27 protein-coding genes and 1 pseudogene are annotated in these 26259 nt (G+C 71.7%); 12 read left to right on the top strand and 16 right to left on the bottom strand.

The window, feature by feature from the left end:
• Positions 1–91 precede the first annotated feature (91 nt).
• The gene (locus ACFQ9V_RS09090) at positions 92–466 is read right to left on the bottom strand and encodes a Sec-independent protein translocase TatB (protein WP_382458846.1); all 375 of its coding nucleotides are present in this window, start codon (positions 464–466) and stop codon (positions 92–94) included.
• Positions 467–547: 81 nt separating this feature from the next.
• On the opposite strand from ACFQ9V_RS09090, the gene ACFQ9V_RS09085 reads away from it, so the two are divergent.
• Complete coding sequence (locus ACFQ9V_RS09085) at positions 548–1180, top strand: O-methyltransferase (RefSeq protein WP_382458845.1); 633 nt, start codon at positions 548–550, stop codon at positions 1178–1180.
• A gap of 94 nt (positions 1181–1274) precedes the next feature.
• Here the strand turns inward: ACFQ9V_RS09085 and ACFQ9V_RS09080 are convergent, their stop codons facing one another.
• The 3 genes from ACFQ9V_RS09080 to dapE form a co-directional block, all read right to left on the bottom strand.
• A complete protein-coding gene (locus ACFQ9V_RS09080; protein WP_021764147.1) occupies positions 1275–1448 on the bottom strand; it encodes a DUF3117 domain-containing protein in 174 nt (57 codons plus the stop codon).
• Between the two features lie 118 nt (positions 1449–1566).
• On the bottom strand, positions 1567–2811 hold the full coding sequence (locus tag ACFQ9V_RS09075; protein ID WP_382458844.1) for a hypothetical protein: 1245 nt from the start codon (positions 2809–2811) through the stop codon (positions 1567–1569).
• A complete protein-coding gene (gene dapE, locus ACFQ9V_RS09070; RefSeq protein ID WP_382458843.1) occupies positions 2780–3862 on the bottom strand; it encodes a succinyl-diaminopimelate desuccinylase in 1083 nt (360 codons plus the stop codon). The genes ACFQ9V_RS09075 and dapE overlap by 32 nt, the downstream gene beginning before the upstream one ends.
• A 17-nt stretch (positions 3863–3879) precedes the next feature.
• On the opposite strand from dapE, the gene dapD reads away from it, so the two are divergent.
• Positions 3880–4857: a 2,3,4,5-tetrahydropyridine-2,6-dicarboxylate N-succinyltransferase gene (gene dapD / locus ACFQ9V_RS09065; protein WP_382458842.1), complete on the top strand. Its 978-nt coding sequence runs from the start codon at positions 3880–3882 to the stop codon at positions 4855–4857.
• A 70-nt stretch (positions 4858–4927) separates the two neighbouring features.
• Here dapD and ACFQ9V_RS09060 read toward each other — a convergent pair whose 3' ends face one another.
• Genes ACFQ9V_RS09060 through pdhA form a run of 3 tightly spaced genes read right to left on the bottom strand, consistent with a single transcriptional unit; the run spans position 4928 to position 8426 of the window.
• On the bottom strand, positions 4928–6289 hold the full coding sequence (locus ACFQ9V_RS09060) for a dihydrolipoamide acetyltransferase family protein (RefSeq protein ID WP_382458841.1): 1362 nt from the start codon (positions 6287–6289) through the stop codon (positions 4928–4930).
• The gene (locus ACFQ9V_RS09055) at positions 6289–7299 is read right to left on the bottom strand and encodes an alpha-ketoacid dehydrogenase subunit beta (RefSeq protein WP_382458840.1); all 1011 of its coding nucleotides are present in this window, start codon (positions 7297–7299) and stop codon (positions 6289–6291) included. The genes ACFQ9V_RS09060 and ACFQ9V_RS09055 overlap by 1 nt, the downstream gene beginning before the upstream one ends.
• The gene (pdhA, locus tag ACFQ9V_RS09050) at positions 7296–8426 is read right to left on the bottom strand and encodes a pyruvate dehydrogenase (acetyl-transferring) E1 component subunit alpha (RefSeq protein WP_382458839.1); all 1131 of its coding nucleotides are present in this window, start codon (positions 8424–8426) and stop codon (positions 7296–7298) included. Before pdhA ends, ACFQ9V_RS09055 begins: the two co-directional genes overlap by 4 nt.
• A 182-nt stretch (positions 8427–8608) precedes the next feature.
• Here pdhA and ACFQ9V_RS09045 point away from each other — a divergent pair, with 182 nt between their 5' ends.
• The gene (locus tag ACFQ9V_RS09045) at positions 8609–9073 is read left to right on the top strand and encodes an Lrp/AsnC family transcriptional regulator (RefSeq protein ID WP_382458838.1); all 465 of its coding nucleotides are present in this window, start codon (positions 8609–8611) and stop codon (positions 9071–9073) included.
• A gap of 142 nt (positions 9074–9215) precedes the next feature.
• On the opposite strand, the gene ACFQ9V_RS09040 is transcribed toward ACFQ9V_RS09045, so the two are convergent.
• On the bottom strand, positions 9216–11501 hold the full coding sequence (locus tag ACFQ9V_RS09040) for a polyribonucleotide nucleotidyltransferase (protein ID WP_382458837.1): 2286 nt from the start codon (positions 11499–11501) through the stop codon (positions 9216–9218).
• 281 nt (positions 11502–11782) lie between these two features.
• A complete protein-coding gene (locus tag ACFQ9V_RS09035; RefSeq protein ID WP_382458957.1) occupies positions 11783–12541 on the bottom strand; it encodes a fructosamine kinase family protein in 759 nt (252 codons plus the stop codon).
• Between the two features lie 98 nt (positions 12542–12639).
• Here ACFQ9V_RS09035 and ACFQ9V_RS09030 point away from each other — a divergent pair.
• Both ACFQ9V_RS09030 and ACFQ9V_RS09025 read left to right on the top strand, forming a co-directional pair.
• A pseudogene (locus tag ACFQ9V_RS09030) lies at positions 12640–12786 on the top strand (aldehyde dehydrogenase family protein); the annotation flags it as partial.
• Positions 12787–12809: 23 nt separating this feature from the next.
• Positions 12810–13193 (top strand): DUF779 domain-containing protein, encoded by a 384-nt coding sequence (locus ACFQ9V_RS09025; RefSeq protein ID WP_382458836.1) that lies wholly within the window; start codon positions 12810–12812, stop codon positions 13191–13193.
• A 7-nt stretch (positions 13194–13200) separates the two neighbouring features.
• Here the strand turns inward: ACFQ9V_RS09025 and ACFQ9V_RS09020 are convergent, their stop codons facing one another.
• The gene (locus ACFQ9V_RS09020; protein ID WP_382458835.1) at positions 13201–13638 is read right to left on the bottom strand and encodes a VanZ family protein; all 438 of its coding nucleotides are present in this window, start codon (positions 13636–13638) and stop codon (positions 13201–13203) included.
• Between the two features lie 18 nt (positions 13639–13656).
• Here ACFQ9V_RS09020 and ACFQ9V_RS09015 point away from each other — a divergent pair, with 18 nt between their 5' ends.
• Positions 13657–14823 carry a low temperature requirement protein A gene (locus ACFQ9V_RS09015; protein WP_382458834.1) on the top strand — a complete coding sequence of 389 codons (1167 nt, stop codon included), beginning with the start codon at positions 13657–13659 and terminating at the stop codon, positions 14821–14823.
• Between the two features lie 165 nt (positions 14824–14988).
• On the opposite strand, the gene rpsO is transcribed toward ACFQ9V_RS09015, so the two are convergent.
• The 3 genes from rpsO to ACFQ9V_RS09000 all read right to left on the bottom strand — a co-directional run bounded on the left by rpsO (position 14989) and on the right by ACFQ9V_RS09000 (position 16795).
• Positions 14989–15258, bottom strand: coding sequence for a 30S ribosomal protein S15 (rpsO, locus tag ACFQ9V_RS09010; protein WP_055919394.1), 270 nt, complete (start codon positions 15256–15258; stop codon positions 14989–14991).
• Between the two features lie 143 nt (positions 15259–15401).
• Positions 15402–16160, bottom strand: coding sequence for a VOC family protein (locus ACFQ9V_RS09005; protein ID WP_382458833.1), 759 nt, complete (start codon positions 16158–16160; stop codon positions 15402–15404).
• 26 nt (positions 16161–16186) lie between these two features.
• Positions 16187–16795 (bottom strand): TetR family transcriptional regulator, encoded by a 609-nt coding sequence (locus ACFQ9V_RS09000; protein WP_382458832.1) that lies wholly within the window; start codon positions 16793–16795, stop codon positions 16187–16189.
• A gap of 88 nt (positions 16796–16883) precedes the next feature.
• On the opposite strand from ACFQ9V_RS09000, the gene ACFQ9V_RS08995 reads away from it, so the two are divergent.
• Entirely contained in the window at positions 16884–17642 is a 759-nt protein-coding gene (locus ACFQ9V_RS08995) for an SDR family NAD(P)-dependent oxidoreductase (protein WP_382458831.1), read from the top strand.
• A gap of 10 nt (positions 17643–17652) precedes the next feature.
• On the opposite strand, the gene ACFQ9V_RS08990 is transcribed toward ACFQ9V_RS08995, so the two are convergent.
• Positions 17653–19113 carry a PLP-dependent aminotransferase family protein gene (locus ACFQ9V_RS08990; protein WP_382458830.1) on the bottom strand — a complete coding sequence of 487 codons (1461 nt, stop codon included), beginning with the start codon at positions 19111–19113 and terminating at the stop codon, positions 17653–17655.
• Positions 19114–19215: 102 nt separating this feature from the next.
• Here ACFQ9V_RS08990 and ACFQ9V_RS08985 point away from each other — a divergent pair, with 102 nt between their 5' ends.
• Positions 19216–19707, top strand: coding sequence for a carboxymuconolactone decarboxylase family protein (locus tag ACFQ9V_RS08985; RefSeq protein WP_382458829.1), 492 nt, complete (start codon positions 19216–19218; stop codon positions 19705–19707).
• An 85-nt stretch (positions 19708–19792) separates the two neighbouring features.
• On the opposite strand, the gene ACFQ9V_RS08980 is transcribed toward ACFQ9V_RS08985, so the two are convergent.
• Both ACFQ9V_RS08980 and ACFQ9V_RS08975 read right to left on the bottom strand, forming a co-directional pair.
• The gene (locus ACFQ9V_RS08980; RefSeq protein WP_345836361.1) at positions 19793–20167 is read right to left on the bottom strand and encodes an FKBP-type peptidyl-prolyl cis-trans isomerase; all 375 of its coding nucleotides are present in this window, start codon (positions 20165–20167) and stop codon (positions 19793–19795) included.
• Positions 20168–20312: 145 nt separating this feature from the next.
• A complete protein-coding gene (locus ACFQ9V_RS08975) occupies positions 20313–21698 on the bottom strand; it encodes an FAD-binding oxidoreductase (RefSeq protein WP_382458828.1) in 1386 nt (461 codons plus the stop codon).
• Positions 21699–21776: 78 nt separating this feature from the next.
• On the opposite strand from ACFQ9V_RS08975, the gene ACFQ9V_RS08970 reads away from it, so the two are divergent.
• From ACFQ9V_RS08970 to ACFQ9V_RS08955, 4 genes are all read left to right on the top strand, one after another.
• Entirely contained in the window at positions 21777–23432 is a 1656-nt protein-coding gene (locus tag ACFQ9V_RS08970) for an AlkA N-terminal domain-containing protein (protein ID WP_382458827.1), read from the top strand.
• 70 nt (positions 23433–23502) lie between these two features.
• Positions 23503–24267: a glycosyltransferase gene (locus ACFQ9V_RS08965; RefSeq protein WP_382458826.1), complete on the top strand. Its 765-nt coding sequence runs from the start codon at positions 23503–23505 to the stop codon at positions 24265–24267.
• A 95-nt stretch (positions 24268–24362) separates the two neighbouring features.
• A complete protein-coding gene (locus tag ACFQ9V_RS08960) occupies positions 24363–25238 on the top strand; it encodes a fumarylacetoacetate hydrolase family protein (RefSeq protein WP_382458825.1) in 876 nt (291 codons plus the stop codon).
• Between the two features lie 63 nt (positions 25239–25301).
• Complete coding sequence (locus ACFQ9V_RS08955) at positions 25302–26204, top strand: alpha/beta fold hydrolase (RefSeq protein ID WP_382458824.1); 903 nt, start codon at positions 25302–25304, stop codon at positions 26202–26204.
• Positions 26205–26259 lie beyond the last annotated feature (55 nt).

The following is a 26259-nucleotide window of genomic DNA, read 5'->3' as shown; positions in this document are numbered from 1 at the left end:
CCCGCATCGTATGGGATGCAGGGTCGTATCGGGGCGCAGTCCGGTCAGCGACGCGCAGGGTTTCTGTACGGGCGCTCAGGCGCCCGGCGGCTCAGGTCGACTCGGCGTCGAACGGCGGCACGGTCCCGGGCGGGAGGGCGGCCGCGCGCTGGGCCAATCCCGACTGACCCAGTGCGGACTGGGTCACCGGCTTGATCGCGGACGGCGCCGGCGCGTCGTCAAGCAGCGCCTCGCGGATGATGCGGCGCGGGTCGTACTGACGCGGGTCGAGCTTCTTCCAGTCGACGTCGTCGAACTCCGGCCCCATCTCCTCTTTCATGCGGTCCTTGGCGCCGTCGGCGAAGTCGCGCACCGTGCGCACGAACTGCCGGAGCTTTCCGGCGTAGAGCGGAAGCCGCTCCGGCCCGATGAGGAACGCAGCGATCACAGCCACGATGAGGAGCTTCTCGAAGGTCAGGCCGAACACACATGAAGAGTATCGCGCGCGGCTGCACGAATGCTGGATCGGCTGGGCCTATTCTGGACCGGGGCCACTGACGGGAGACACGTGTCTGACAAGGACTCGAACTGGAGATTCGCCGACGACGTCATCGTCGAGAGCGAGGTGATCGCCCGGGCCCGGCAGCAGTCCCTGGAGCTGGGCGTCGACCCGATCGCCCCCAGCACGGGCGCGCAGGCGGCCGTCGTGGTCGCCGCGACCAAGGCGGAGAACATCGTCGAGATCGGCACCGGCGTCGGTGTGTCGGGGCTCTGGCTGCTGCACGGCGGCGCGGAGGCCCAGCTCACCAGCATCGACGTCGAGGTCGACCACCAGCAGCACGCGCGCACGTTCTTCACCGAGGCGGGCATCGCCGCCAACCGCGTCCGGCTCATCACCGGGCACGCGCTCGACGTCCTCCCCCGGATGAACGAGAACTCCTACGACATCGTCTTCATCGACGCCGACCCGCAGTCGGTGATCGAGTACGTCGAGCACGGCCTCCGGCTGGTGCGCCCGGGCGGGACCGTGCTGGTCGCCCGCGCGCTCTGGCGCGGACGGGTGGCCGACCCCGCGGCGCGCGACCCGCTGTCGACCGGCTTCCGCACGCTCATCACCGAGACGGCGGCCTCCGGTGCGGTCATCAGCGCGCTGTCGCCTGCGGGCGACGGGCTGCTGCAGATCACCAAGCTGACGCTCTAGACAGCCCCGAACCGAGCCGAGCCCAGGAAACGAGGAAGGGGCCCCGATCGCTCGGGGCCCCTTCTCGGGTTATCTCGTTCAGTCGGGTACGTCGTCAGGACGCGCTCACGACGCTCGCGAGAGCGTCGTGAAGCTCCTTGGCCTCCGCATCATTGACGGAGACGACCAGACGTCCCCCACCTTCGAGCGGTACCCGCACGATGATGAGCCGTCCCTCCTTCACAGCCTCCATTGGCCCGTCCCCGGTCCTCGGCTTCATGGCCGCCATGCAGCTCCCCTTTCGTGGATGTCGTGTCTATTATCCGTCATCCACGGCTGACGGGGGAAATCGCCGGTCTACCCCACGCGCAATGGGCCGCGTGCGACACGCCGTCGCGTGCTCCGGGTCACGGCGGCGACCAGTCGGCCCCGTCCACACCCCAGCAGAGCGCGATCCAGCCGACCTGCAGCGCCACGAACAGCACGACCACCCCGACCCGGTAGATGCGGCTCTTCGGCATGGCGACGACGCCCAGCAGCGGGAACAGCGGCATCAGCAGACGGAACGTGCTCGACTGCGGGAAGAACACCGCGAACAGGTAGAGCGAGTAGGCCGCGATCCAGAACCGCAGGTCGACGCCGAGCCGGCGCACCGCGGGCGAGAACAGCAGCACTGCGTAGACGGCGACGAGCAGCAGGAGGGCGATCACGCCGATCCAGCCCGGCACGCCGAGCATGACGCTCGCCCACCAGTTCGCGCCCTGGAACCACGGCGTGAACGGCACGAGGTGGGTGTAGCCGATGTACGGGGCGCGCCAGGCGAGCTCGGTGTCGGTGTAGGCGGTCCACGATCCGGTGGCGATGGCGGCGATGGCCGGCCAGGCGATCCCGGCCACGGCGCTGAAGACGGCGAGCGACGCGCTCAGCACGCGCTGCCGCACGGGGAACGGCTCCTCGCGCCTGTGCAGCCAGCGGTGGACCACGTGGAGGCCGACCGCCAGCGCGAACGCCAGCCCGCTCGGCCGCGTGAACGCCATCGCGAGCACCACGGGGAACAGCCAGCCATACCTCCGCTCGACCAGGAGCAGCAGCGCGGCGGCGAGCAGCAGCAGGTAGAGCGACTCGGCGTAGGCGAGCTGGAACAGCGGCGAGACCGGCGAGAAGCAGAACAGCACCACCGCGAACATGCTCGTGGACCTGCCCAGCCCCACGCGCAGCATCAGCCGGTAGAACACGAGCGCGGCCCCGGCCGCGCACGCCACCGACACCAGCACCGCTGCGGGCGCCCACGACAGCCGGGTGAGGAACATCACCGCGTCCACGACCCCCGGGTAGCCGGGCAGGAACGCCCAGGCGTTCTCGGTCACGTGGAGGCCGTTCGACGGCAGCGACGCCGGGTAGCCGCTGACGGCGACGATGTTGTACCAGAGTCCGTCCCAGATCGTCGCGAACGAGAAGTAGTCGGGGTGCGCGCCGGTCCACGGGTTCCTCCCCTGGTTGGCGGCGAAGATCAGCAGGATGACGGTGGTGACCACCCGGCTGGCGAGGAAGACGCCGAGGACCCGCACCCACCAGCGCGACCACCAGGGGCCGCGGGGCGTCAGCGCCGCCTCCTCGGCCTCAGCGGGCGCCGGGACCGCTGAGCCAGGCACGGAGACCGGCCTCCACCGCGACGATCTGCTCCACGTCGACGCGCTCGTCGTCGGCGTGCGCCTTCAGCGGGTCGCCCGGGCCGTAGTTGACCGCTGGGATGCCGAGCGCACTGAACCGGGCGACGTCGGTCCAGCCGTACTTGGGCTTGGCGACGCCGCCGACCGCGGCGACGAACTCCTGCGCGAGCGGGGCGTCCAGTCCGGGGCGGGCGCCGTCGGCGCGGTCCACCACGGTGATCTCGTAGCCGTCGAAGAGCTCGTGCATGTAGGCGATGGCCTCCTCCGAGCTGCGGGACGGGGCGAACCGATAGTTGACGTGCACCATCGCCTCGTCGGGGATGATGTTGCCCGCGACGCCGCCCGAGATGCCGACTGCGTTCAGGCCCTCGCGGTACACCAGGCCGTCGACCTCCACCTCGCGCGCGGTGTAGCCGGCTAGCAGGTCGAGCACCGGCGCGATCTTGTGGATGGCGTTCTCGCCGACCCAGCCGCGGGCCGAGTGCGCGCGGAGCCCGTACGCCCGGACCTCCACGCGGAGGTTGCCGTTGCAGCCGCCCTCCACGACGCCGTTGCTCGGCTCGCCGAGGATCGCGAAGTCGCCGACGAAGAGGTCGGGCCGGTTGCGGGCGAGGCGGCCGAGGCCGTTCAGCTCGGCGTTGACCTCCTCGTGGTCGTACCACATCCACGTCACGTCGATGGCGGGGTCGGTGAGCTCGGCGGCGAGCTTGAGCTGCACGGCGACGCCGGCCTTCATGTCGACCGTGCCGCGGCCCCAGAGGTAGCGGACGCCGCCGTCGACCTCGAACCGGGTGGGGAGGTTGTCGTTCAGCGGCACGGTGTCGATGTGGCCGGCGATCACCGCACGGCGCTCGCGGCCCAGGTTCGTGCGCGCGACGACGGTGTCGCCGTCGCGGATGATCTCCAGGTGCGGCAGCGGCGAGAGGGTCTCGACGATCGCGTCCGCGAGCGTCTTCTCGTTTCCGGAGACCGACTCGATGTCGCAGATCTGCCGGGTGAGGTCGATGGAGGTGGCGCTGAGGTCGAGAGGCACGCTACTAATCTAGGGGCATGCCTTCCGACTTTCCTGACGAGTCCTCCGCCCGCTCCGCCTGGGGCTACGGGCTGGCCACGATCGCCGGCGACGGCACCGTGCTCGACACCTGGTTCCCCGAGCCGCGACTGGGCAGCATCCCGGCCGGCCGCGAGCGCTGGATCGCCCCCGCCGAGTTCGAGGAGCTCGCCGGCGAGGACGCGCGCCGCAACGTCCGCATCGACATCGTGACGGAGGAGATCGACTTCGACGCCGCCCCGGCCTCCACGCCGGACGCCTACCTGCGGCTGCACCTGCTCTCGCACCTGCTCGCGCGCCCCAACACGGTGAACCTGGACGGGATCTTCGCGCACCTCCCGATCGTCGCCTGGACCAACGCCGGGCCGATCCTCCCGGCCGACCTGGATCGCCTGCGGCCGAAGCTGCAGCGCGCAGGCATCCACGTGACCGGCATCGACAAGTTCCCGCGGCTGCTCGACTACGTGACGCCCGATCGGGTGCGGATCGCCGACGCCTCCCGTGTGCGCCTCGGCGCCCACCTCGCGCCGGGGACGACGGTGATGCACGAGGGCTTCGTCAACTTCAACGCCGGAACGCTCGGCTCCTCAATGGTGGAGGGCCGCATCTCGCAGGGCGTCGTGGTCGGCGACGGCTCCGACATCGGCGGCGGCGCCTCCATCATGGGCACGCTCTCCGGCGGCGGCACCCAGCGCGTCGCGATCGGCGAGCGCGCACTGCTCGGCGCGAACTCCGGCATCGGCATCTCGATCGGCGACGACACGGTCGTCGAGGCGGGACTCTATGTCACGGCCGGCACGAAGGTCGTCGTGGTCGACAGCCCCGTGAACGCCGACGGTCGGCCGCAGACGGTCAAGGCCGTCGAGCTCTCCAGGGTGCCGGGGCTGCTCTTCCGCCGCAACTCGCTCACCGGCGCGGTGGAGGTCCTCCGCCGCTCCGGCACCGGCGTCGAGCTGAACGCCGCCCTCCACGCCTGAACCCTTCACCGAGGGGCACGTCGTTGTCACTTTCGCACGCGAAAAGTGACAACAACGTGCCCCTCGGCGGTCAGGCGAGGGTGAGGACGGACGCGGGGTCGGCCAGGATGCGGCCGATGTCGGCGAGGAAGCGCGAGCCCTGCTCGCCGTCCACGATCCGGTGGTCGAACGTCAGCGCGAGCGTGAGCACGTCGCGCAGCGCGATCTCGCCGCGGTGCTCCCACGGCTGACGCCGCACGGCTCCGACGGCCAGGATCGCCGCCTCCCCCGGCGTCAGGATCGGGGTGCCCGCATCCACGCCGAACACGCCCACGTTGGTGATCGTGATCGTGCCGCCGCTCAGCGCGGCCGGCTGCGTCTTGCCCGAGCGGGCGGTCACCGCGAGCTCGCGGATCGCACCAGACAGCTCGGCCAGCGAGTGCCCATCGGCGTCGCGGATGACCGGCACCAGCAGTCCGCGCGGGGTCGCCGCGGCGATGCCGAGGTTGATGGCGCGGGTCTGGACGATCTCCTGGGCGGCCTCGTCCCACTTGGAGTTGACCTCCGGCGTCCGCCGCGCCGCCAGGCACAGCGCCTTCGCGACGACGGCGAGGAGGCCGGGGCGGGCGTCGGCGAGGTCCGGCCGGGCGCGCAGACGCTCGATCAGCTCGCTGGTCGGCGTGATGTCGACCGTGAGGAACACCGTCGCCTGCGGGGCGCCGAACGCGCTGCGCACCATCGCCTCGGCCGTCGCCTTGCGGACGCCCTTGATCGGGATGCGGAGCTCGGCGGGTGCCGCCTCGGTGCCCTGCTGCACGGGCGCCGGCGGGGTCGCATAGGCGTCGAGGTCGGCGCGCGTCACCAACCCGCGGTCGCCGGTGCCGGTGACGGAGGCGAGGTCGATGCCGCGCTCCCTGGCCAGCTTGCGGACGGGCGGGGTCGCTCGCGGGCGCTCGTGTACCACGGTGTCGGATGCGGGAGCAGCGGGCTGTGCCGGTGCCGCAACGACGGGCGCTGCCACCCCGGAGGCGGCCGGCTGCGACGCCAGCCCCGGACGGGCACGCCGCGCCGGCCTGCCCTTGGCGTCCGGTCGCGCGCCGTAGCCCACGAGCACAGGCTCCCTGACCGCGGCGTCGCTCGACGGCGATTCCTCGGACAGCGACTCCTCGGACGGCGCGGCTGCAGGCGCCGCGGGCTCAGCGCCCGCAGCACCCTCCACCTCGAACGCCAGCAGCGGCTCCCCCACCGCCACCGTCACGCCGGGCTCCACGTACAGCCGGGACACCGTGCCCGCGTACGGGGCGGGCAGCTCGACCAGCGCCTTGGCGGTCTCCACCTCGGCGATGATCTGGTTGAGGTGCACGGTGTCGCCCACGGCGACGTGCCAGCTCACCAGCTCCGACTCGGTGAGTCCCTCGCCCAGGTCCGGGAGCGCGAATTCCTTGACCGCCATCAGTCCTCCACTCCGCTCAGCGAGTTCGGGCGGTCCATGACGCGGTCGATGCCGTCCAGGATGCGGTCGAGGTCGGGCAGGTGCGCGGACTCCAGCTTGGCGGCCGGGTACGGGATGTCGTGGCCGGTGACACGCACAGGCGCGTGCTCCAGGTTGTAGAAGCAGCGCTCGGTGATGGACGCGGAGATCTCCGCGCCGAGACCGCCGGACAGCGCCGCCTCGTGCGTGACGACCAGGCGCCCGGTCTTCCGCACCGACGCCGCGACGGTGTCGAGGTCGAGCGGCGACAGCGAGCGGAGGTCGATGACCTCCACCGAGACGCCCTCGTCCCCGGCCGCGAGCGCCGCGTCCCCTGCCAGCTGCACCAGGCCGCCGTAGGTCACCAGCGTGACATCGCTGCCCGAGGTGAGCACGCGAGCTGTGCCCATCGGACGGGCGTCCTCGAGCGCGGCGTCCTCGTCCACCTCGCCCTTGGCGTGGTAGCGGCGCTTGGGCTCGAAGAACAGCACGGGGTCGTCCGAGGCGATCGCCTGGCGGATGAGCGTGTAGGCGTCCTGCGGGGTCGACGGGCTGACGACCCGGAGGCCGGCGGCGTGCGCGAAGTAGGCCTCCGGCGAGTCGGAGTGGTGCTCCGCGGCGCCGATGCCGCCCGCGAACGGCACGCGGATCGTGATCGGCATCCGCACGGCGCCGGCGGTGCGGTAGTGCATGCGCGCCACCTGGCTGACGATCTGGTCGAACGCCGGGTAGATGAAGCCGTCGAACTGGATCTCCACCACGGGACGCAGCCCGCGGTAGGCCATCCCGACGGCGGTGCCCAGGATGCCGGACTCGGCCAGCGGCGAGTCCATGACCCGGCGCGGGCCGAACTCGGTCTGGAGGCCGTCCGTCACGCGGAACACGCCGCCGAGCGTGCCGATGTCCTCCCCCATGAGCACGACCCTGTCGTCCTCGGCGAGCGAGCGGCGGAGGCCGGCGTTGATGGCCTTGGCCATCGTCAGTGCGGTCATCGGTCACCTCCCACGAACGTGCGCAGGTAGCGCGAGTAGTGGTCCCGCTCCCGGGCGAGGCCCGTGTGCGGCTCGGCGTACACGTTGTCGAACACGGACATCGGGTCCGGGTCCTGGAGGGCGACGACGCCCTGGCGCATCTCGGCGGCGACACGGTCGGCGTGCTCCTGGATGGCGGTGAGGCGCTCCGGGGTCAGCAGACCCTCGGACGCGAGGTACGCCTCCACACGGGCGATCGGGTCTTTGGCGCGCCACTCGTCCACCTCGGCCGGGTCGCGGTAGCGGCTCGGGTCGTCGGCGGTGGTGTGCGGGCCCATCCGGTAGGTGACGGCCTCGATGAAGGTCGGTCCGCCTCCGGTGCGGGCGCGGTCGAGGGCCGAACGGGTCACGGCCATGACCGCGAGGACGTCGTTGCCGTCGACACGGACGCTCGGCACGCCGAAGCCGGGGGCGCGCTCGGCGATCGGGCGCTGCGCCTGGAGGCCGACCGGCTCGGAGATCGCGTACTGGTTGTTCTGGCAGAAGAAGATGACCGGCGCAGCGTAGGTGGCGGCGAAGATCAGCGCCTCGTTGACGTCGCCCTCGGAGGTCGCGCCGTCGCCGAAGTAGGCGACCGCCGCCGCGTCGGTGCCGTCGGCCTGGATGCCGATGGCGTAGCCGGTGGCGTGCAGGGTCTGGGCGCCGATGATGACCTGCGGGGTCGCCATGTTGATGTCGTAGGGGTTCCAGCCGGATTGGGCGGTGCCGCGCCACACGCGCAGCAGGTCCACCAGTCCCGCGCCGCGGCAGTAAGCCACGCCGTGCTCGCGGTAGCTGGAGAAGACGAAGTCGTCGTGGCGCAGCGCGCGGCCGGAGCCGATCTGGGAGGCCTCCTGCCCGAGCAGCGGAGGCCAGAGGCCCAGCTCGCCCTGACGCTGCAGCGCGGTGGCCTCGGAGTCGATGCGGCGGATGACGACCATGTCCTCGTAGAGGCCGAGGAGCTGCTCAGGACCGATGTCGGAGACCCAGGCGTCGAAGCGGACGTCGCTGACGCGCTCGCCCTCGGGAGTCAGCAGCCCGACGATGTCGGCGCCGACGGGAAGGCGGACGTCGTCCAGCCGGGTGTCGGGTTGATTGTCGATCGTCACGGTTCACGCAACCTTCACTCTCGCGTCCGGCAGCCCGCTTGTGGCAGGCATGACCGGCTTCCGGCCTCCTTGCCGGAATTACTCGAAAGGCTACGCTCCACGATCAGCGCGCACAACCGACGGCGTGTCGACCGTGCAGAGTGCACTGTCGCGGGTCGTGTCGAGATGCTAGCTTTCACACTATGCGCACGTTCGACAGCACCGACAGACGCATCCTCGTCGCCCTCGCCGAGGACCCGCGATCGACCAACGTCTCCCTCGCCGACCGGCTCGGCCTGAGCCGCAACACGGTGCAGGCGCGGGTGGCCGAACTGGAGCGGAACGGGGCCTTCCTGTCGTTCGAGCGGCGCATCTCGCCGACCGCCGCCGGGTACCCGCTTGCGGCCTTCGTGACCGTGCACGTGCAGCAGCAGAAGCTCGCCGCGATCGTGGAGCACCTGGCCGGGATCCCGGAGATCGTGCAGGCGCACGGCCTGTCCGGGCCCTCCGACCTGCTGCTCCGCGTCGTCTGCACCGACGCGGAGGACCTCTTCCGCATCACCGGCGCCATCCAGTCCACCGACGGCGTCGAGCGCGCCGAGACCTCCCTCGACATGGGCGAACTCATCCCCTACCGCCTCCGCCCCCTCCTCACCCGCGGCACCTAGCCCGCAGCCATCTCTTCCGGAGTTGTGTACGCCCGGCACCGGCGTGTCGCGTACATAAGTCCGGAACGGATGGTGGGGTGGCGCCGGGGACGGCGAAGGCCGCGCCGACGGAGTCGGCGCGGCCTTCGTTACGAGCGGGAGGTCAGCTCTCGACGGGCTCCGCTGCGGGCTCGACGGGGACCTCGGCGGCCGCCTCGTCGGCGAGCACCGGGGCGAGCGACAGCTTTCCGCGGTCGTCGATCTTGGTGATCTCTACCAGGATCTTCTGGCCGACGCCGAGCACGTCCTCGACGTTCTCGACGCGCTTGCCGCCGGCGAGCTTGCGCACCTCGGAGATGTGCAGCAGGCCGTCCTTGCCCGGGAGGAGCGAGATGAACGCGCCGAACGCGGCGATCTTGACGACGGTTCCGAGGAACTGCTCGCCGACCTCCGGGTTCGTCGGGTTCGCGATCGCGTTGACCTGGGCGCGGGCCGCCTCGGCCGACGGGCCGTCAGTGGCGCCGATGTAGACGGTGCCGTCCTCCTCGATGGAGATGTCGGCGCCGGTCTCGTCCTGGATCGCGTTGATCGTCTTGCCCTTCGGGCCGATCAGCTCGCCGATCTTGTCGACCGGGATCTGGACCGAGATCACGCGGGGCGCGGTCGGGGCCATCTCGTCCGGGGCGTCGATCGCGGCGTTCAGCACGCTGAGGATGGTCGTACGAGCATCCTTCGCCTGCTTGAGCGCGCCCGCCAGCACCGACGACGGGATGCCGTCGAGCTTGGTGTCGAGCTGGATCGCGGTGACGAACTCGCTGGTGCCTGCGACCTTGAAGTCCATGTCGCCGAGCGCGTCCTCCGCGCCCAGGATGTCGGTGAGCGCCGCGTAGCGGGCCTCACCGTCGACGACATCGGAGATCAGGCCCATGGCGATGCCGGCGACCGGGGCGCGCAGCGGCACACCGGCGTTCAGCAGCGACAGCGTGGACGCGCAGACCGAGCCCATCGAGGTCGAGCCGTTGGAGCTCAGCGCCTCGGACACCTGACGGATCGCGTACGGGAACTCCTCGCGGGTGGGCAGCACCGGCACGAGCGCGCGCTCGGCCAGGAAGCCGTGCCCGATCTCGCGACGCTTCGGCGACCCGACGCGGCCGGTCTCACCGGTCGAGTAGGGCGGGAAGTTGTAGTGGTGCAGGTACCGCTTCTTGGTGACGGGCGACAGCGAGTCGATCTGCTGCTCCATCTTGAGCATGTTCAGCGTGGTGACGCCCAGGATCTGGGTCTCGCCGCGCTGGAAGATCGCCGAGCCGTGGACGCGCGGGATGACCTGCACCTCGGCGTCGAGCGGACGGATGTCCGTCAGGCCACGGCCGTCGATGCGGATGCCCTCGCGCAGCACACGGCCGCGCATGACCACCTTGGACACCGACTTGTACGCCGCGGAGAACTGCGAGAGCACCTCCGCGTCGAGCGCGCCGGCCTCCACCTTCTCGGTGAGGGCGACCTTGACGCGGTCCTTGAGGGCGTCGTCGGCGTTCTGGCGCTCGACCTTGTCGGCGATCTGGTAGACGTTCACCAGCTCGTCGTAGGCGAGGGCCGCGACGTTGTCGTAGGTCTCCTGCGCGTAGGGCAGGAACACCGGGTAGTCGGCGATCGCCTTGGCGGACTGGGAGGCGAGCACGGTCTGCGCGCCGACCAGCTGGCGGATGAACGGCTTGGCGGCCTCCAGACCCTGGGCGACGACCTCCTCGTTCGGCTTGACGGCGCCGGCCTGGATGAGGTTCCAGCTGCCCTCGGTGGCCTCCGCCTCGACCATCATGATCGCGACGTCGCCCTCGGTGCCGTCCTCGTTGGTGAGGACGCGACCGGCGACGACGAGGTCGAAGACGGCCTCCTCGAGCTGCGAGGCCTTCGGGAAGGCGATCCACTGGTCCTCGTGCTGGCCGTTGCCGGGGATGAGCGCGAGGCGCACACCGGCGATCGGGCCGGAGAACGGCAGACCGGAGATCTGGGTCGAGGCGCTGGCGGCGTTGATCGCCAGGGCGTCGTAGAACTCCTCCGGAGCGATGCTCAGGACGGTGATGACGATCTGGACCTCGTTGCGGAGGCCGTCGACGAACGACGGGCGCAGCGGGCGGTCGATCAGGCGGCAGACGAGGATCGCCTCGGTGGAGGGGCGGCCCTCACGGCGGAAGAACGAGCCGGGGATCTTGCCGGCGGCGTACGAGCGCTCCTCGACGTCGACGGTCAGCGGGAAGAAGTCGAAGTTGTCCTTCGGGTGCTTGCTGGCGCTCGTCGCGCTCAGCAGCATGGTCTCCTCGTCGAGGTAGGCGGCGACGGCGCCCTGCGCCTGCTGGGCGAGGCGTCCGGTCTCGAACCGGACGGTGCGGGTGCCGAAGCGTCCATTGTCGAGGACTGCTTCGGCGAACTTGATTTCGGGACCTTCCAAGAGGTCTTTCTCCTTTGTTTAACGTCGCAGCCCCGTCTGGGCGCGACTCCACAATGGAGCGAGCAGGCAGTTCGACACGTCTTGTCGTGTACGCGGCATCCCATGCGGGTGCGTGGGCTGAGCCCGTCTGGCCATCAGTAGAAATACACGGTTACGTCGCGGCGACGCATCCGGATACCACCACCGAGGACCAGCTCCTGCCAGCCTGCTCCAGTGATCGGCATTCGGCCGACCACCAGAATCCTATCAGTCGTGGTGCGTGGAAGCCCCGAATTCCGGTATCAGAGCGCGAGCGTCGCCCGTGCGGCCTCTGCGAGGGCGGCGCCGTACGAGGGCCCGTGCCCGGCGGCGTGCACGGCGAGCGGGTGGAGCTGGTGCAGCGGGACGCGCTCCCGCCACCCCGCACGCAGCGGGCGGGCGGCGTCGTAGCCGGCGAGGATGTCGGCGAGGTGCGGTGCGCCGAACAGCGCGAGCATGGCCAGGTCGGTCTCCCGGTGGCCGCCGTGCGCTGCGGGGTCGATGAGGACGACGCCGGTCGGAGACCAGAGCACGTTGCCGGTCCAGAGGTCGCCGTGCAGGCGCGCAGGCGGCTCGTCGTCGTCGAAGTCGCCGGCCTCCACGCGGGCGAGCGCGCTGTCGACGACCTGCCGCTGCTGCGCGCTCAGGTTGCCCGCGGCGACGGCGATGTCGAGGTAGGGGCGGACGCGGTCGCGCGCGTAGAAGCGTCCCCAGCTCGTCTCGTGCGCCACCGGGAGCGGGCGGCGGCCGATGAACAGCGGGCCCTCCCAGCCGTCGGGCGGGGCGCCGAAGGCGCCGGCGCCGGCGGAGTGCGTCACGGCGAGGGCTGCGCCGAACGCGCGTGCGGCGGACGGGTCGGGCCGGGTCTCGGCCACCTCCTCCAGCTCGATGCGGCCGGGCGACGCGCCGACCACCCGCACGACGCGGGCGCCGCCGTCGCGCTCGGCCTCGGCGAGCCAGCGCAGGCCGGCGGCCTCCGCCTCGAAGAACGCGGCGGGAGCGTCGGGGCGTTCCTTCACGATCGTGCGCACGGGTTCCACGGTACTCAGCCGCCCGCACCGCGTACGATGCTGCGCATGGACGACGCCGTCGACGGTCTGGAGGGCACCCTCCGTCCCGGGACCTGATCCGCGACCTGCTGCCGGATGGCGTGCTCAACATCGTCAACGGCTTCGGCTTCGAGGCCGGGGCGCCGCTCGCGTCGCACCCGCGCATCCGCAAGGTCGCGTTCACCGGCGAGACGACGACCGGGCGGCTCATCATGCAGCCCGATGGGCTTCTTCTAGGCCGATGGAGGCCATCCAGTCCCGCGTGGACGTCACGCCGGCCGCCGCGGCGATGCTGCGGCGGCTGGCGGCGAGCCACGGTCCGCTCATGTTCCACCAGTCCGGCGGCTGCTGCGACGGCTCGTCGCCGATGTGCTACCCGGTCGGGATGTTCCGGGTCGGCGCGTCCGACGTGCTGCTCGGCGCGCTGGAGGTCGACGGGATCGACCCGGTGCGCGTGTTCATGTCGGCCTCCCAGTTCGAGTACTGGAAGTACACGCACCTGACGATCGACCTCGTGGACGGCCGCGGCAGCGGGTTCTCGGTGGAGGCGCCGGAGGGCAAACGCTTCCTGATCCGGTCCCGGATGCTCGACGACGCGGAGCTGGCGGCGTTCGGGCTGGGCTGACGGGCCGTCAGAGACTGCGGGAGGGCGTCGCATCGGGGCGCGACCGGCGCCCTCCCGCGATTACCGCCGCGATCCCGATGCCGATCAGCGTCCCGAGCGTGTTGGCGAGCAGGTCGCGCGCGTCACTGACCCGCGCGGGCAGGAAGAGCTGCACGAACTCGATCGTCAGCGTCATCGCGACGCCGAGCGCGAACGCCAGCCACCACCTCCCACGGCCCAGCAGCACCGCGAACAGGAGGCCTACCGGCACGAACAGCAGCACGTTCGCCGTGAACTCCACCACGTCGTAGTCGATCCACGTCAGCAGCGGCGTCGACGCGAAGGTCGCGAGCAGACCCTCCAGCAGCGGGTTACGGTGCGGATCGGCAGGGGCCGGGTTCAGCGTGATCCACGCCACCACCAGCAGGTAGGCGGCGGTGACGGCGAGGAGGACGCGGCGGAGCATCCTCCTATGCTTGCGCACATGAGCACCGCCTTCCGCATCCCGATGTCCGGCCGCTCGACCGACGAGGCGCACCGCGTCTCCAGCCCGCTCGAGCTGCTCTTCGATCTGACGTTCGTCGTCGCGGTGGCCCAGGTGTCCGCGCAGCTCGCACGAGCGAGCGAGCAGGGACACGCGCTGGGGAGCCTCGGCCCGTATCTGATGGTGTTCTTCGCCATCTGGTGGGCCTGGATGAACTTCACCTGGTTCGCGTCCGCGTACGACACCGACGACGTCCCGTACCGGCTGATGACGATGCTCCAGATGGGCGGCGTGCTGGTGCTGGCGGCGGGGGTGCCCGCCGCGTTCGAGCACCAGGAATTCACCGCCATCATCATCGGCTACGTCATCATGCGGCTGGCGATGGTGGGCCAGTGGGTGCGCGCGGCGGTCGAGCACCCGGACGGGCGGGCGACCGCCACCCGGTACGCGGTCGGGATCGCCGCGGTGCAGGTGCTCTGGGTGGCGTGGGGATTCCTGCCCGTCGAGCTGAAGCTGTGGACGTTCCTGCTCGCCGCCCTGCTGGAACTGCTGGTCCCGGTGTGGGCGGAGCGGCCGGCGATGACCTCCTGGCATCCCCACCACATCGCGGAGCGGTACGGGCTGTTCACGATCATCGTGCTCGGCGAGTCGGTGTCGGCGTCCGCGATCGGCGTGCAGAGCGCGCTCGCCGCGCACGGCGTCTCGCCCGCGCTGGTGCTGATCGCGGCCTCCGGGCTGGTGCTGCTCTTCGCGCTGTGGTGGCTGTACTTCCTGGAGCCGGCCGCGGAGGGCCTGCGGTCCAAGCGCGAGCGGTCGTTCTTCTGGGGCTACGGCCACTACTTCGTGTTCGCGTCGCTCGCCGCGCTCGGTGCGGGGCTGGAGGTCGCGGTGCAGCGCGGCGCGGCCCATGCCGCGGTGTCGGACACGGCGGTGGAGTACGCCATCGCGATCCCGGTCGCGGTGTTCCTGCTGATGCTCTACGTGCTGCACGCGCCCCTGGTGCCGGAGGTCGTCATCCGGCCGCTGAAGACGGGGATCGCGGTCCTGCTGGTGCTGCTCGCGCCGCTGGCGTCACCGCTGATCGGGCTCACGGGCGTCGCGATAACGATCGCGCTCGTCGCGGCAGCACTCGTCGCAGCGACCCTCATCGACCGCCGCGCCACCTGACGCCCGCGACATTCGTGACGAATGTCGCGTTACGCGGTCGCTAAGTCGACATTCGGCACGAATGTGGCGGGGCTGGGAACGCGGAACGGGCCGCCACCCGAAGGTGACGGCCCGTTCGCAAGAAGATCGCGTTGTCGATCGACGACCCGCGTTGTCGACTCTGCCTTATCGACGCAGACCGAGGCGCTCGATGAGGGCGCGGTAGCGGTTGATGTCGATGTCCGACAGGTAGCCGAGCAGGCGGCGACGCTGACCGACCAGGAGGAGCAGGCCACGACGCGAGTGGTGGTCGTGCTTGTGCTCCTTGAGGTGCTCGGTGAGGTCCTTGATCCGCTTGGTCAGGATGGCGACCTGAACCTCGGGGGATCCGGTGTCACCGGGGTGGGTCGCGTACTCGTCGATGATCGCCTTCTTGGTCTCTGCATCCAGTGCCATAGAGGGGATCCCCTTTCTCTCGTTGCGCGGTGCCCGGGGCCGAATGCCTGGGCTCTCTTTCTCCGCGGCCGTTCAGACGGCAACCTGAAGAGTTTAGCAGACCGGGATGCGCCTGAAGTCCGCGCGAACGGGCCCTCCCGGCCTCACCGCGCCTCCGGTTCGAGCAGCCCGAAACCGGCGCCCTGGGCGTCGGTCACGATCGCCCAGCGGCCGACGCCCGCGGCGGCCACCGGGGCCTCGAGGATGCTCCCGCCGAGCCCCGTCAGGCGCTGCACGGCGGCGTCGAGGTCGGCCACCCCGAAGTAGACGAGCCAGTGCGCCTGCACGCCTGGAGCCGCGGTCGTCGCGCCCGCGACGTTCGCCGGGCCGACATCCAGGAGGCCGTACGGCTCGTCGTTCACCCGCATCTCGCTCACCGCGACGCCGAGCACGTCCTCGTAGAAGGGGAACGTGCTCTCGTAGTCGGGCGCGACGAGCTCCAGCCAGTCGACGGCGCCGGGCTCGTCGCGCAGCCACGGGGAGTCCTGGTCGCGCTGCCAGAGTCCGTGCACGGCGCCGGCGGGGTCGGCGACGATGGCCAGCCGCACTCCCGGCATGATCTCGCCAGGCGGGAGCAGGACCGCTCCCCCGGTCGCCGTCGCCGCCGCGGCGGACGCGTCGATGTCCGCGACGGCGAAGTACACCGTCCAGACCGGGCGCTCCATCCCCGGCGGGAACGGGCCGATCGCGGCGACGGGCGTGCTGCTGAGCGACGCGACCGCGTAGCCGCCGTGGGCGGGGTCGGCGTCGGGCACGTCCCAGCCGAACAGCGAGCGGTAGAAGGAGGCGGCTGCGGCCGGGTCGGCGGTCTGGAGGTCGGCCCAGACGGGCGTGCCGGACGGGTACTCGGTGACGATCGGCATGCCGCACAGGCTACTCGTGCGCCGCGTCAGCCGGGCAGCCCCCGGAGCACCTCGTCCAGCGCCTCCACCGCGACCGCCGCGGGGTCGTCGCCCTCGCCGCGCACCGCCCACCAGAGCAGCGCGGAGAAGTTCGCCGAGCTGATCGCGTCGGCGAGCACCTGCGCCCGCAGCGCCTCCGCCGGTACGCCGAGCCGGCGCGCGATGAACTCGGCGAGGATGTCGCGGTTCGCGCCGAGCCTGGTCAGCCCGAACCCGATCAGCGCCGGGTCGGAGGCCATCAGCCGGAGGCGGAACCTGGTCGCCTCGACGCCCTCCGGCCCGAGGTCGAGCGACTCGGTGATGGCGCGGGCGATCACGTCGCGCGGGCGCTCGTCCGCCGGAGCCGCGTCCAGGACCTCGTGCATCCGGTCGACCACCGGCTCCAGGCCACCCCAGACCAGGTCGGGTTTCGACGGGAAGTAGCGGAACAGCGTCCGCCGCCCGATGCCGGCGAGCGCGGCGATGTCGTCCATCGTGGTCGTCTCGTAGCCGTGCTCCGCGAAGTGCCGGAGGGCCAGCAGCGCGACCCGGTCGGGGTCGACGTCGGCGGGCCTGCCCCGTCTGCGCGGCGCGGGTTCAGCTTCGGGCGAATTCATGGTCTCCATTATGGCACTCGGTGTTATAAATGCATCGACGCCCGAACTCGAGCGCCGACGATGTCATCGACTCAAGGAGTACAGCAGTATGAGCAGCAACGGAACCGGCCGCTTCGCCGGAAAGACCGCCATCGTGACCGGAGCAGGCTCCGGCATCGGCAAGGCGACCGCCCTCCGCCTCGCATCCGAGGGCGCGCGCGTGGTCGGCAGCGACATCTCCGCCGACCGCCTGGCGGCCCTGGTGGAGGAGAACCCGGAGCTGGACATCGTCACCGTCGCGGGCGACGTCTCCAGCGAGGAGACCATCGCCGCGGTCCTGGAGGCCGCAGGTGGGACGGTCGACGCCCTCGCCAACATCGCCGGCATCATGGACGGCTTCCTTCCCGCCGCCGAGGTCGACGACGCGACCTGGGACCGGGTCTTCCTCGTCAACGTCACCGCGATCATGCGCCTCACCCGCGCGGTCCTCCCCCTCATGGTGGCGGCCGGCAGCGGCTCGATCGTGAACGTGTCCTCCGAGGCGGGCCTGCGCGGCTCGGCGGCGGGCGCGGCGTACACGGCCTCCAAGCACGCCGTCGTCGGCCTCACGAAGAGCACGAGCGTCTTCTACGCGCCGAACGGCGTGCGCACCAACGCGGTCGCGCCCGGCGGCGTCGTCACGAACGTGGACGGCACCTTCAAGTCGCAGCTCGCCGGCGAGCGCCTCGGCCCGATCATGCAGACGAACGTCCCGGCGGTGGCGCAGCCCGAGCAGCTCGCGGCCGCCATCACCTGGCTGCTGAGCGAGGACTCCGCCAACATCTCGGGCGTCGTCCTCGCCTCGGACGGCGGCTGGTCGGCGATCTGATCCGTCGCCCTCAGGCGGTCGGCCGGCCCGGACGGGTGCGGCCGACCGCTTCGGCGAGGAGGCGCACGCCGTCGGGGATGTCCTCGGACGCGATCGACCCGAAGCCGAGCAGCAGGCCCTCCCAGCCCGTGCCGACCGCGAACCGCGGGAGCGCCTGCACAGCGACACCGGCGACGGCCGCGGCCTCCATGACCCGCACGGAGTCGAACGGGACACCGTCGACCGGGCGGAGCGCCAGGTGCAGCCCGGCCGCGGACGGCACGACCGCGAGCCGCCCGCTCAGCAGTTCCCCGGCCTCCCGGCCGATCAGGGCGTGACGCTCCTCGTAGACGCGCCGCGCCCGCCGCACGTGGGCGGCGAACGCGCCGGAGTCGAGGAGGCGGGCCATCGCGGTCTGCGTCACGACGTCGTTGTGCCAGTCGGTCAACCTCTTGGCGCTCCGCAGCGCCGGGACGAGGGAGGGCGGAGCGACCACGAAGCCCAGCCGGAGCCCGGGCAGCATGGTCTTGGAGAACGTGCCGACGTAGACGACGCGTCCGTCGGCGTCCAGCCGCTGCAGCGGATCGAGCGCGCGAGCGCCGAAACGGTACTCGCTGTCGTAGTCGTCCTCCACGATGACGGCGTCGTGCCTGGCCGCCCACTCCAGCAGAGCGGTGCGCCGCTCCAGCGGCAGCACGCCGCCGAGCGGGAACTGGTGCGAGGGGGTCACGTAGACCAGGCGCGCCGCGGGCAGCAGGTCCACGCGGAGGCCGTGGTCGTCGACCGGGACGGGCACGACCCTCGCGCCCAGCTGCTCGAAGAGCTGGCGCACGGGCGGGTAGCCGGGATCCTCGACGGCGACGGTGTCGCCGGGCTGGAGCAGCGTGCGGCCGAGGAGGTCGAAGGCCTGCTGGGCGCCGCCGGTGACCACCACGTCGTCGGCCGTGGCTGCGACCGAACGGGCGAGGCCGAGGTGCCGGGCGATCCCGGCGCGCAGCCGCTCGGCGCCCGCCGGGTCGGTGTAGTGCGCCGTCCGCAGCGCGGGTCCGCGCAGTGCGGCCGCGACGCTGCGGCGCCAGGCGTCGGCCGGGAAGAGCGCAGGCTCGGGCGAGCCGACGCTGAAGTCGTAGGCGATCGGGCGCGGCTCGGTCCAGAGCGGGTCGGCGAGGTCGCGCCAGGCGGGAGCCGGGAGGGCTCCCTGGCGCGCAGACGCCGGTACGGCCGGTCGCGCTCCCGATCCCGAGGCGGTCTGGACCGGCATCGCCACGAACGTCCCCGACCCGACGCGCGCCGCGAGGTAGCCCTCCGCGGTCAGCCGCTCGTACGCCGTGGAGACGGTGCTGCGCGATACCCCCAGGCTCACCGCGAGCTCCCGGGTGGCGGGCAGCCGCTCGCCGTGGCGCAGCCGGCCGTCGAGCACGGCGTCGCGCAGTCCTCGATAGACGCGCTCGATGCGGTCTCCGCGCCCCTCGATCGACACGTGGATGTCCACAGCGGCCTCCCGGATGGTGTGCCTGACTTGGTGCAAATGGTCTGATGGAATTCGCTTGAATTGGATCTTACAACCAGCCAATAACGCCTTTACGGTGGAGCCATGACAGACACCTCGATCATCGAAACCATCGCAACGGCCGACCATCCCGTCCCGGTCGACCGGGTGCAGGTCTCCGCCATCGTCCCGGAGGGCTACCGCAAGGTCATCAACCTCGACGGCTACGTCGCCAAGGCCGTGGAGGAGCCGCTCGGCGACCTGATCAAGCTCCGCGCCTCCCAGCTCAACGGCTGCACCTACTGCGTCGACATGCACTCGGTCGACCTGCAGAGCGGCGGGTTCCCGCTGCGCAAGGTCTTCGCGGTCTCCGCCTGGCGCGAGTCGCCGTGGTTCACCGAGCGCGAGCGCACAGCGCTGGAGCTGACGGAGGCCGTGACGCTCATCCACCAGGGCGGCGTGTCCGAGGCGCTCTACGCGCGCGCCCTGAACGAGTTCGGCGAGGTGGGCTTCGCCGACCTGATCCTCGCGATCGGCACCATCAACCTCTGGAACCGGATCGCCATCCCCACCCGCATGCACCCGCCCGCGCTCTGAGCGCCCGGCGACGCCGAAGGGCACGTAGACGCCCCTAAAACAGCGTTTTAGGGGCGTCTACGTGCCCTTCGGGCTGGGGTGGAGGTCAGCTCACGCCGAGCAGGTCGATCACGAAGATCAGCGTCTTGCCCGAGAGCGGGTGACCGCCGCCGGCCGGGCCGTAGGCGAGCGCCGGCGGGACGGTGAGCTTGCGACGGCCGCCGACCTTCATGCCGGGGATGCCGTCCTGCCAGCCCTTGATCAGGTTGTTGAGCGGGAAGTCGATGGACTGCCCGCGGCTCCACGAGGAGTCGAACTCCTCGCCCGACTCGTACTCGACGCCCAGGTAGTGGACGTCGACCTTGGAGCCGGGGGTCGCCTCCGGGCCGGAGCCCTCGACGATGTCCACAATCTCGAGGGTCGTGGGGGCCGGGCCCTCCGGGGCGTCGACTTCGGGCTTCTCATTGGTGTTCTCTGCCATGCACCCATCCAACCGGTGCGAGACCTCCGCGTCAAAAGTCTTGCAATCCGGGCGAGCCTGGGGGAAGCTAGACGCATAACTCGACGACCCGGGAGCGTTGCAGGCATTGCCGCACCACCGGGCGTCGAGTCTTTTAACGCCTCTGTCAGCCGAACACCTTGCCGGGGTTGAGAATGCCGAGCGGGTCGAAGACCGACTTGAGCTTCACCTGCAGCTCGTAGGAGTCCGGCCCCAGCTCCTCCGCCAGCCAGCGGCGCTTCAGCACCCCCACGCCGTGCTCGCCCGTGAGCGTGCCGCCGAGCGCGACCGCGGTGCGGAACAGATCGCCTGCGGCGTCCCAGACCTCCGGGCCGACCTCGTCGCCCTCAGTGATGAAGTTCGGGTGCAGGTTGCCGTCGCCCGCGTGCGCGACGGTCGGGATGGCGATGCCGTAGCGCTCGCCGATCCGCTCGATGGCGTCGAACATCTCCGGCATCCGGGACCGCGGCACCGCGACGTCCTCGATGAGCACCGTCCCGCTGGCCGCGAGCGCCGGATGGAACGCCCGGCGGATCGCGAGCAGCCGCTCGCCCTCCCCGGCGTCGGCGGCGACCCGCACCGTGCCGCCGGTCTCCGCGATCAGGGTGCTCGCCCGTGCGGCGTCCGCCGCGGCGGCCGGACCGTCGAACTGCACCAGGAGGTACGCCGCTCCCCCGCTCGCGCCCAGGGCCTCCCGGATGGCCTGCTCGCCGAGGTGGGCGGAGATGCGCTCCAGCGCCGGGCCGTCGAGCAGCTCCATGATCGCGGGGCGCAGGTGCGCGGCCGTCACCCGGGCGGCGGCGTCGGAGGCTGCGCGCACGTCCGCGAACAGCGCGCCGAGGGTCACCGGCTCGCCCTGCGGCACCGGGAGGACGCGGACCGTCGCGCCGACGATCACGCCGAGCGTGCCCTCCGAGCCGACCAGCAGCGAGGTGAGGTCGTAGCCGGTGACGCCCTTGACGGTCCGGTGGCCGGTACGGACGAAGCGCCCGTCGGCGAGCACGACGTCGAGGCCGAGCACGGCCTCCCTGGTCACGCCGTACTTGGCGCACAGCAGCCCGCCGGCGTTCGTCGCGATGTTCCCGCCGACGGTGGAGATCGCCTTGCTCGCCGGGTCGGGCGCGAAGAACAGCCCGAACGGCTCGAGCGCCGCGTTGAGGTCACCATTGACGACGCCCGGCTCGACGACCGCGACCTGATCCTCCGTGGAGATCTCGAGGATGCGATCCATCCGCGCCACGCTCAGCACGAGGGAGCCGGCGGTCGCGTTCGCACCTCCCGCGAGGCCCGTTCCGGCTCCGCGCGGCACGACCGGCACCCGGAACTCGGAGGCGGCGCGCATCGTCGCCTGGACGTGCTCGACCGTGCGGGCGTTCACGATGGCGAGCGGGAGCCCGTCCGCCACCCAGCCGGAGTGGTCGCCGCGGGCGGCGTCCAGGTGGTCGGGATCGACCGACAGCACGTCGTCCGCGTCCTCGCCGAGCGCCGCCGTGAGCCAGTCGATGACATCCATGACCGTCATGCTAGCGCCGGTCGCACTCATGTCCGATTTCCGCTATCGAATGTCGGTGGCCCGTGTCACGCTTGGGGCATGAGCAGCACCACGACGAAGCCGGGCGTCCAGGACACGGCAGGCGGCCGGCTCGCCGACCCGGTCTTCGCGCAGCGCTACCGGGCGATGAGCGCCAGGGACGCCCGCTTCGACGGCCAGTTCATCACCGGCGTGCACTCCACCGGTATCTACTGCCGGCCGAGCTGCCCCGCCGTGACGCCGAAGGCCGACAATGTGACCTTCTATCTGACCGCCGCCGCCGCGCACGAGGCCGGGCTGCGGGCGTGCAAGCGCTGCCTCCCCGACGCCGTGCCCGGCTCGCCCGAGTGGAACGTCCGCGACGACCTCGCCGCGCGCGCCATGCGCCTCATCGCCGACGGCACCGTCGAGCGGGAGGGCGTGCCCGGGCTGGCCCACCGCCTCGGCTACACGCCGCGCCACCTCGGCCGCGTGCTCACCGCCGAGCTGGGAGCCGGTCCGCTCGCGCTCGCCCGCGCACATCGGGCGCAGACCGCGCGGCTGCTGCTGGCGGGCACCGACATGCCGGTCACCGATGTGGCGTTCGCCGCCGGCTTCTCCAGCGTGCGGCAGTTCAACGAGACGATGGCGGAGATCTACCACGTGACGCCGGGCGCGATCCGGGAGTCCGCGCGACGCCGGCCCGGGATCGTGCACGGGCCGATGGTTATCGGCGCGACGGCGGGCGCGTCGCTGACGCTGCGGCTGCCTGCGCGAGCGCCGTTCGACGGCGGCCGGGTGCTGGCATTCTTGGGGGCGCGGGCGATCGAGGGCATGGAGGCCGCCGTGGCGGGGACCGACGGCTCCGGCATCGCCCCCTCCTACAGCCGCGCGCTCCGCCTCCCGCACGGCCCCGCCGCCATCCGCCTCACCCTGGCGGGCGACGCCGACTCCCCCGCGATCGAGTGCGAGGCGAGCCTCGCCGACATGGCCGACCTCGCTCCCCTGGTGGCGCGGGTCCGGCGCCTGCTCGACCTGGACGCCGACGCGGAGGCCATCGACACCGCGCTCGCGGCCGACCCGGTGCTCGCGCCGGCCGTGGCCGCGGCGCCCGGGATGCGGGTGCCCGGAGCGGTCGACCCGGAGGAGATCCTGTTCCGCGCCCTGATCGGGCAGCAGGTGTCCGTGCCGGCCGCGCGCACCGCGCTCGCCCGCCTCACCGCCGCGCTGGGCGAGCCCGTGGCGATGGGCGGCTTCACGCGGCTGTTCCCGACCGCGGCGACGATCGCCGAGCACGGCAGGGAGGTGCTGCGCGGTCCGGGCAAGCGCATCGACGCGATCGTCGGCGCCGCCGCGGCGCTGGCAGACGGCTCGCTCGCGATCGACGTCGGCGAGTCCCGTTCCGAGCTGGAGGCCCGGCTGGTGGCGCTCCCCGGCATCGGCCCCTGGACCGCCGGCTACGTCGCCCTGCGCGTGCTCGGCAGCCCGGACGTGCTGCTGACCGGCGACCTGGCGCTGCGGCAGGGGGCGGCGCGGCTCGGCCTCCCTGCGGAGCCGCGCGAGCTCGCCGCGCGAGGGGCGCTCTGGTCGCCGTGGCGCAGCTACGCCGGGATGCACCTGTGGGAGAGCGCGCACGAGGCGCAGCGGGAGGCCAGGGAGCAGAGGGAGGCGCAGAGGGAGGCGCAGCGCGCGACGCGGCCGACCCGCCGCAGCCCCGCGGGCACCCGTAAAGCGTAGGATCGCACCCACCGGGCCACCGTGAAGGCCCGGTGAGTTCATGCATTCCGGTCGAGGAGGGAGCGCTCTCGTGCCCTCGATCACTGTCGTGATCCCCGCGCTCGACGACGCAGGGATGCTCGCCCGCTGCCTCTCCGACCTCGCAGCGCAGCTCCGTCCCGCGGACGAGATCATCGTCGTGGACAACGGCAGCTCCGACGACACCGCGGCCGTCGCACGCGCGGGCGGGGCGCGCGTGCTGGAGCAGCAGGTGCGCGGCATCTTCCCCGCGGCCTCCACCGGCTACGACGCCGCCACCACGGACATCGTCGCGCGCCTGGACGCCGACTCGCGGCCTCCCGTCGACTGGCTGCTGCACATCGAGGCCGAGTTCGTGGACGATCCGGCGATCGGCGTGCTGACCGGCCCCGGCGTCTTCTACGACGGCAACACGTTCGTCGCGGGCCTCGGCCAGCTGCTCTACATCGGCGGCTACTTCTGGTCGATGGAGATCTGGCTCGGGCACCCGCCGATCTTCGGCTCCAACTTCGCGATGCGGCGGGAGGTCTGGCAGGAGGTCCGCGGGCGCGTGCACCGCGACCTGCGCGAGGTGCACGACGACCTGGACCTCGCCATCCACCTCGACCCCGGCGTGGTCGTGCGCTCCGACGAGCGGCTGCTGGTCGGCATCTCGTCGCGTCCGTTCTCGACCTGGCGCGGCTTCGGGCGGCGCATCCGCTGGGCGTTCGGCACGCTGCGCATGCACCTGCCGGAGGAGACGCCGTGGCGGCGCAGGGCGGCGCGGCGGCGGTGGGAGGCCGAGCACACCGAGGAGGCCCCAGGCGCGATCGCCTGAGCGGCCGGGCGAGCGCCGGGTTCTGCGCGTTGTGGGCGTTCTCCGCCGCCGTCCCGGTTCGTGTCGGCGGGCTCCCGACCGATAGGTTGGACAGTGTGAGATTCTCGCACCTCAGCACCACCCCGGACTCGCACCCGCGCCTGGCGGCCGTCATCGGAGACGGCGCCCTCTTCCTCGACGAGCTCCTCGCCGACGCGCCCCGCGACCTCCAAGACCTCATCGAACGCGGCGACGCGAGCCTGACGGAGGTGCGCACCCTCGTGGACGAGGCCGTCGCCGCCGGCGCCCCGCTCGTCCCCGTGCACGAGCTGCGCCACGCCTCCGCCGTCCTGCGCCCGCCGCAGGTGATCGCGATCGGCGCGAATTACGCCGCGCACGCCTCCGAGCTGAAGCTGCGCAGCGAGAAGGCGGCGACCGTCTTCTCGCTCTGGCCCAACTCGCTCGCCGGCCACGGCGGCACCACGAGCTGGCCGGAGGACCTCACGACGCAGGTCGACTACGAGGCCGAGCTCGGCGTCATCATCGGCAAGCCCGCGCGCAACGTCTCGGTGCGCGACGCCCTGGACTATGTGTGGGGCTACACGGTGGTCAACGACATCACCGCGCGCGACCTCCAGTTCTCCGAGGCGCAGTGGTCGCGCTGCAAGTCGTTCGACGGCTTCACCCCCAACGGCCCGGTGGTCGTCACGGCCGACGAGGTCGCCGACCCGCAGGACCTCTGGCTCACCACGAACGTGGACGGCGCGATCCTGCAGGACGCCTCCACGGCCGACATGGTGCGCTCGGTCGCCGAGATCATCGAGTTCCTGTCGCGGTCGGCCACGATCCAGCCGGGCACGCTCATCTCCACCGGCAGCCCGGGCGGCGCCGGCTACTCGCGCACTCCCCCGGTGTTCCTGCGCGACCGCTCGACGGTCACGGTCTCCATCGGCGGGATCGGCTACCTGACGACGTACTGCCGCGTCAACTGAGGCCGCGTCCAGCCAATACGTGCATTGCACGCATTAGTCGGCGCCGTCGGCTAGCGTGAGTGCATGTCGATCGGCGAGCGGCGGCCAGGAGTCTCGGGCGGAGACGACGAGGCGGCCCGCCTCGACGCGGTCCTGCCGGACATCGACTGGTCGATCGCTCCCGTCGGCGCGACGTTCTCGACCTTCCGCGCGCCCAGCGGCGAGCTCGCCGTGGTCGCGCTCGGCGACCCCGCCGACCCGCGCGTCGTGCTGGTGCCCGGCGCCACCGGCTCCAAGGAGGACTTCTACCTCCTCGCGCCGATCCTGGCGGCGGCCGGCTACTACGTGCAGAGCTACGACCTGGCCGGCCAGTACGAGTCGGCGTCTGCCGGGCCGCCGGCGGGAGGCCACTACACCTACGACCTGCTGGTGGCCGACTTCGTGGCGTTCCTGCGCGACGGCGGCCCCGCGCACGTCCTCGGCTACTCGTTCGCCGGCATCCTCGCCGAGCTCGCGCTCGTACGGCATCCGGAGCTGTTCCGCACGCTGACGCTGCTGACCTCGCCACCGGAGCCGGGCCAGGCCTTCAGGAGCGTCCGCGTCATCGGCTGGCTGAGCTGGTTCCTGGGCGGCCGGCAAGGCGCCGGGCTGATGATCTGGGGCATCGTCACCAACAAGAACAAGGTAGGCCCCACTCGCCTGGCGTTCGTCCGCTCCCGCTTCGCGCTCACGCGCCGTTCGAGCGTCGACGACATCGTCGGGCTGATGAAGCACGTGCCCGATGTTCGCGAGCGCATCGCCGCGATCGGCCTCCCTGTGCTAGTGGCGACGGGCGACCACGACCTGTGGCCGACCCACCTGCACGCCGCGAACGCGAAGGCGCTTGGCGCGCGGCTCGCCGTCTACCGCACCGGCCACAGCCCGTGCGAAACCGCCCCCAACCAACTCGGCCGCGACATGCTCACCCTCTTCCGCTCCGCCACGTAACCGCCGAGGGGCACGTCGTTGTCACTTTCCGGGCTCGGAAGTGACAACGACGTGC

It is taken from the genome of Leifsonia sp. NPDC056665, assembly GCF_042791795.1.
In the GTDB taxonomy this organism is placed as follows: domain Bacteria; phylum Actinomycetota; class Actinomycetes; order Actinomycetales; family Microbacteriaceae; genus Leifsonia.
This window is presented reverse-complemented; position numbering and strand designations above follow the sequence as displayed.

Bases quoted from the DNA above. Each gene is read 5' to 3' on its own strand.
- ACFQ9V_RS09080 (WP_021764147.1), bottom strand. From the start codon at position 1,448: ATGGCGGCCATGAAGCCGAGGACCGGGGACGGGCCAATGGAGGCTGTG.
- dapD (WP_382458842.1), top strand. From the start codon at position 3,880: ATGCCTTCCGACTTTCCTGACGAGTCCTCCGCCCGCTCCGCCTGGGGC.
- ACFQ9V_RS09060 (WP_382458841.1), bottom strand. From the start codon at position 6,289: ATGGCGGTCAAGGAATTCGCGCTCCCGGACCTGGGCGAGGGACTCACC.
- ACFQ9V_RS09055 (WP_382458840.1), bottom strand. From the start codon at position 7,299: ATGACCGCACTGACGATGGCCAAGGCCATCAACGCCGGCCTCCGCCGC.
- ACFQ9V_RS09045 (WP_382458838.1), top strand. From the start codon at position 8,609: ATGCGCACGTTCGACAGCACCGACAGACGCATCCTCGTCGCCCTCGCC.
- ACFQ9V_RS09025 (WP_382458836.1), top strand. From the start codon at position 12,810: ATGGAGGCCATCCAGTCCCGCGTGGACGTCACGCCGGCCGCCGCGGCG.
- ACFQ9V_RS09020 (WP_382458835.1), bottom strand. From the start codon at position 13,638: ATGCTCCGCCGCGTCCTCCTCGCCGTCACCGCCGCCTACCTGCTGGTG.
- ACFQ9V_RS09015 (WP_382458834.1), top strand. From the start codon at position 13,657: ATGAGCACCGCCTTCCGCATCCCGATGTCCGGCCGCTCGACCGACGAG.
- rpsO (WP_055919394.1), bottom strand. From the start codon at position 15,258: ATGGCACTGGATGCAGAGACCAAGAAGGCGATCATCGACGAGTACGCG.
- ACFQ9V_RS09005 (WP_382458833.1), bottom strand. From the start codon at position 16,160: ATGCCGATCGTCACCGAGTACCCGTCCGGCACGCCCGTCTGGGCCGAC.
- ACFQ9V_RS09000 (WP_382458832.1), bottom strand. From the start codon at position 16,795: ATGAATTCGCCCGAAGCTGAACCCGCGCCGCGCAGACGGGGCAGGCCC.
- ACFQ9V_RS08995 (WP_382458831.1), top strand. From the start codon at position 16,884: ATGAGCAGCAACGGAACCGGCCGCTTCGCCGGAAAGACCGCCATCGTG.
- ACFQ9V_RS08985 (WP_382458829.1), top strand. From the start codon at position 19,216: ATGACAGACACCTCGATCATCGAAACCATCGCAACGGCCGACCATCCC.
- ACFQ9V_RS08980 (WP_345836361.1), bottom strand. From the start codon at position 20,167: ATGGCAGAGAACACCAATGAGAAGCCCGAAGTCGACGCCCCGGAGGGC.
- ACFQ9V_RS08975 (WP_382458828.1), bottom strand. From the start codon at position 21,698: ATGGATGTCATCGACTGGCTCACGGCGGCGCTCGGCGAGGACGCGGAC.
- ACFQ9V_RS08970 (WP_382458827.1), top strand. From the start codon at position 21,777: ATGAGCAGCACCACGACGAAGCCGGGCGTCCAGGACACGGCAGGCGGC.
- ACFQ9V_RS08955 (WP_382458824.1), top strand. From the start codon at position 25,302: ATGTCGATCGGCGAGCGGCGGCCAGGAGTCTCGGGCGGAGACGACGAG.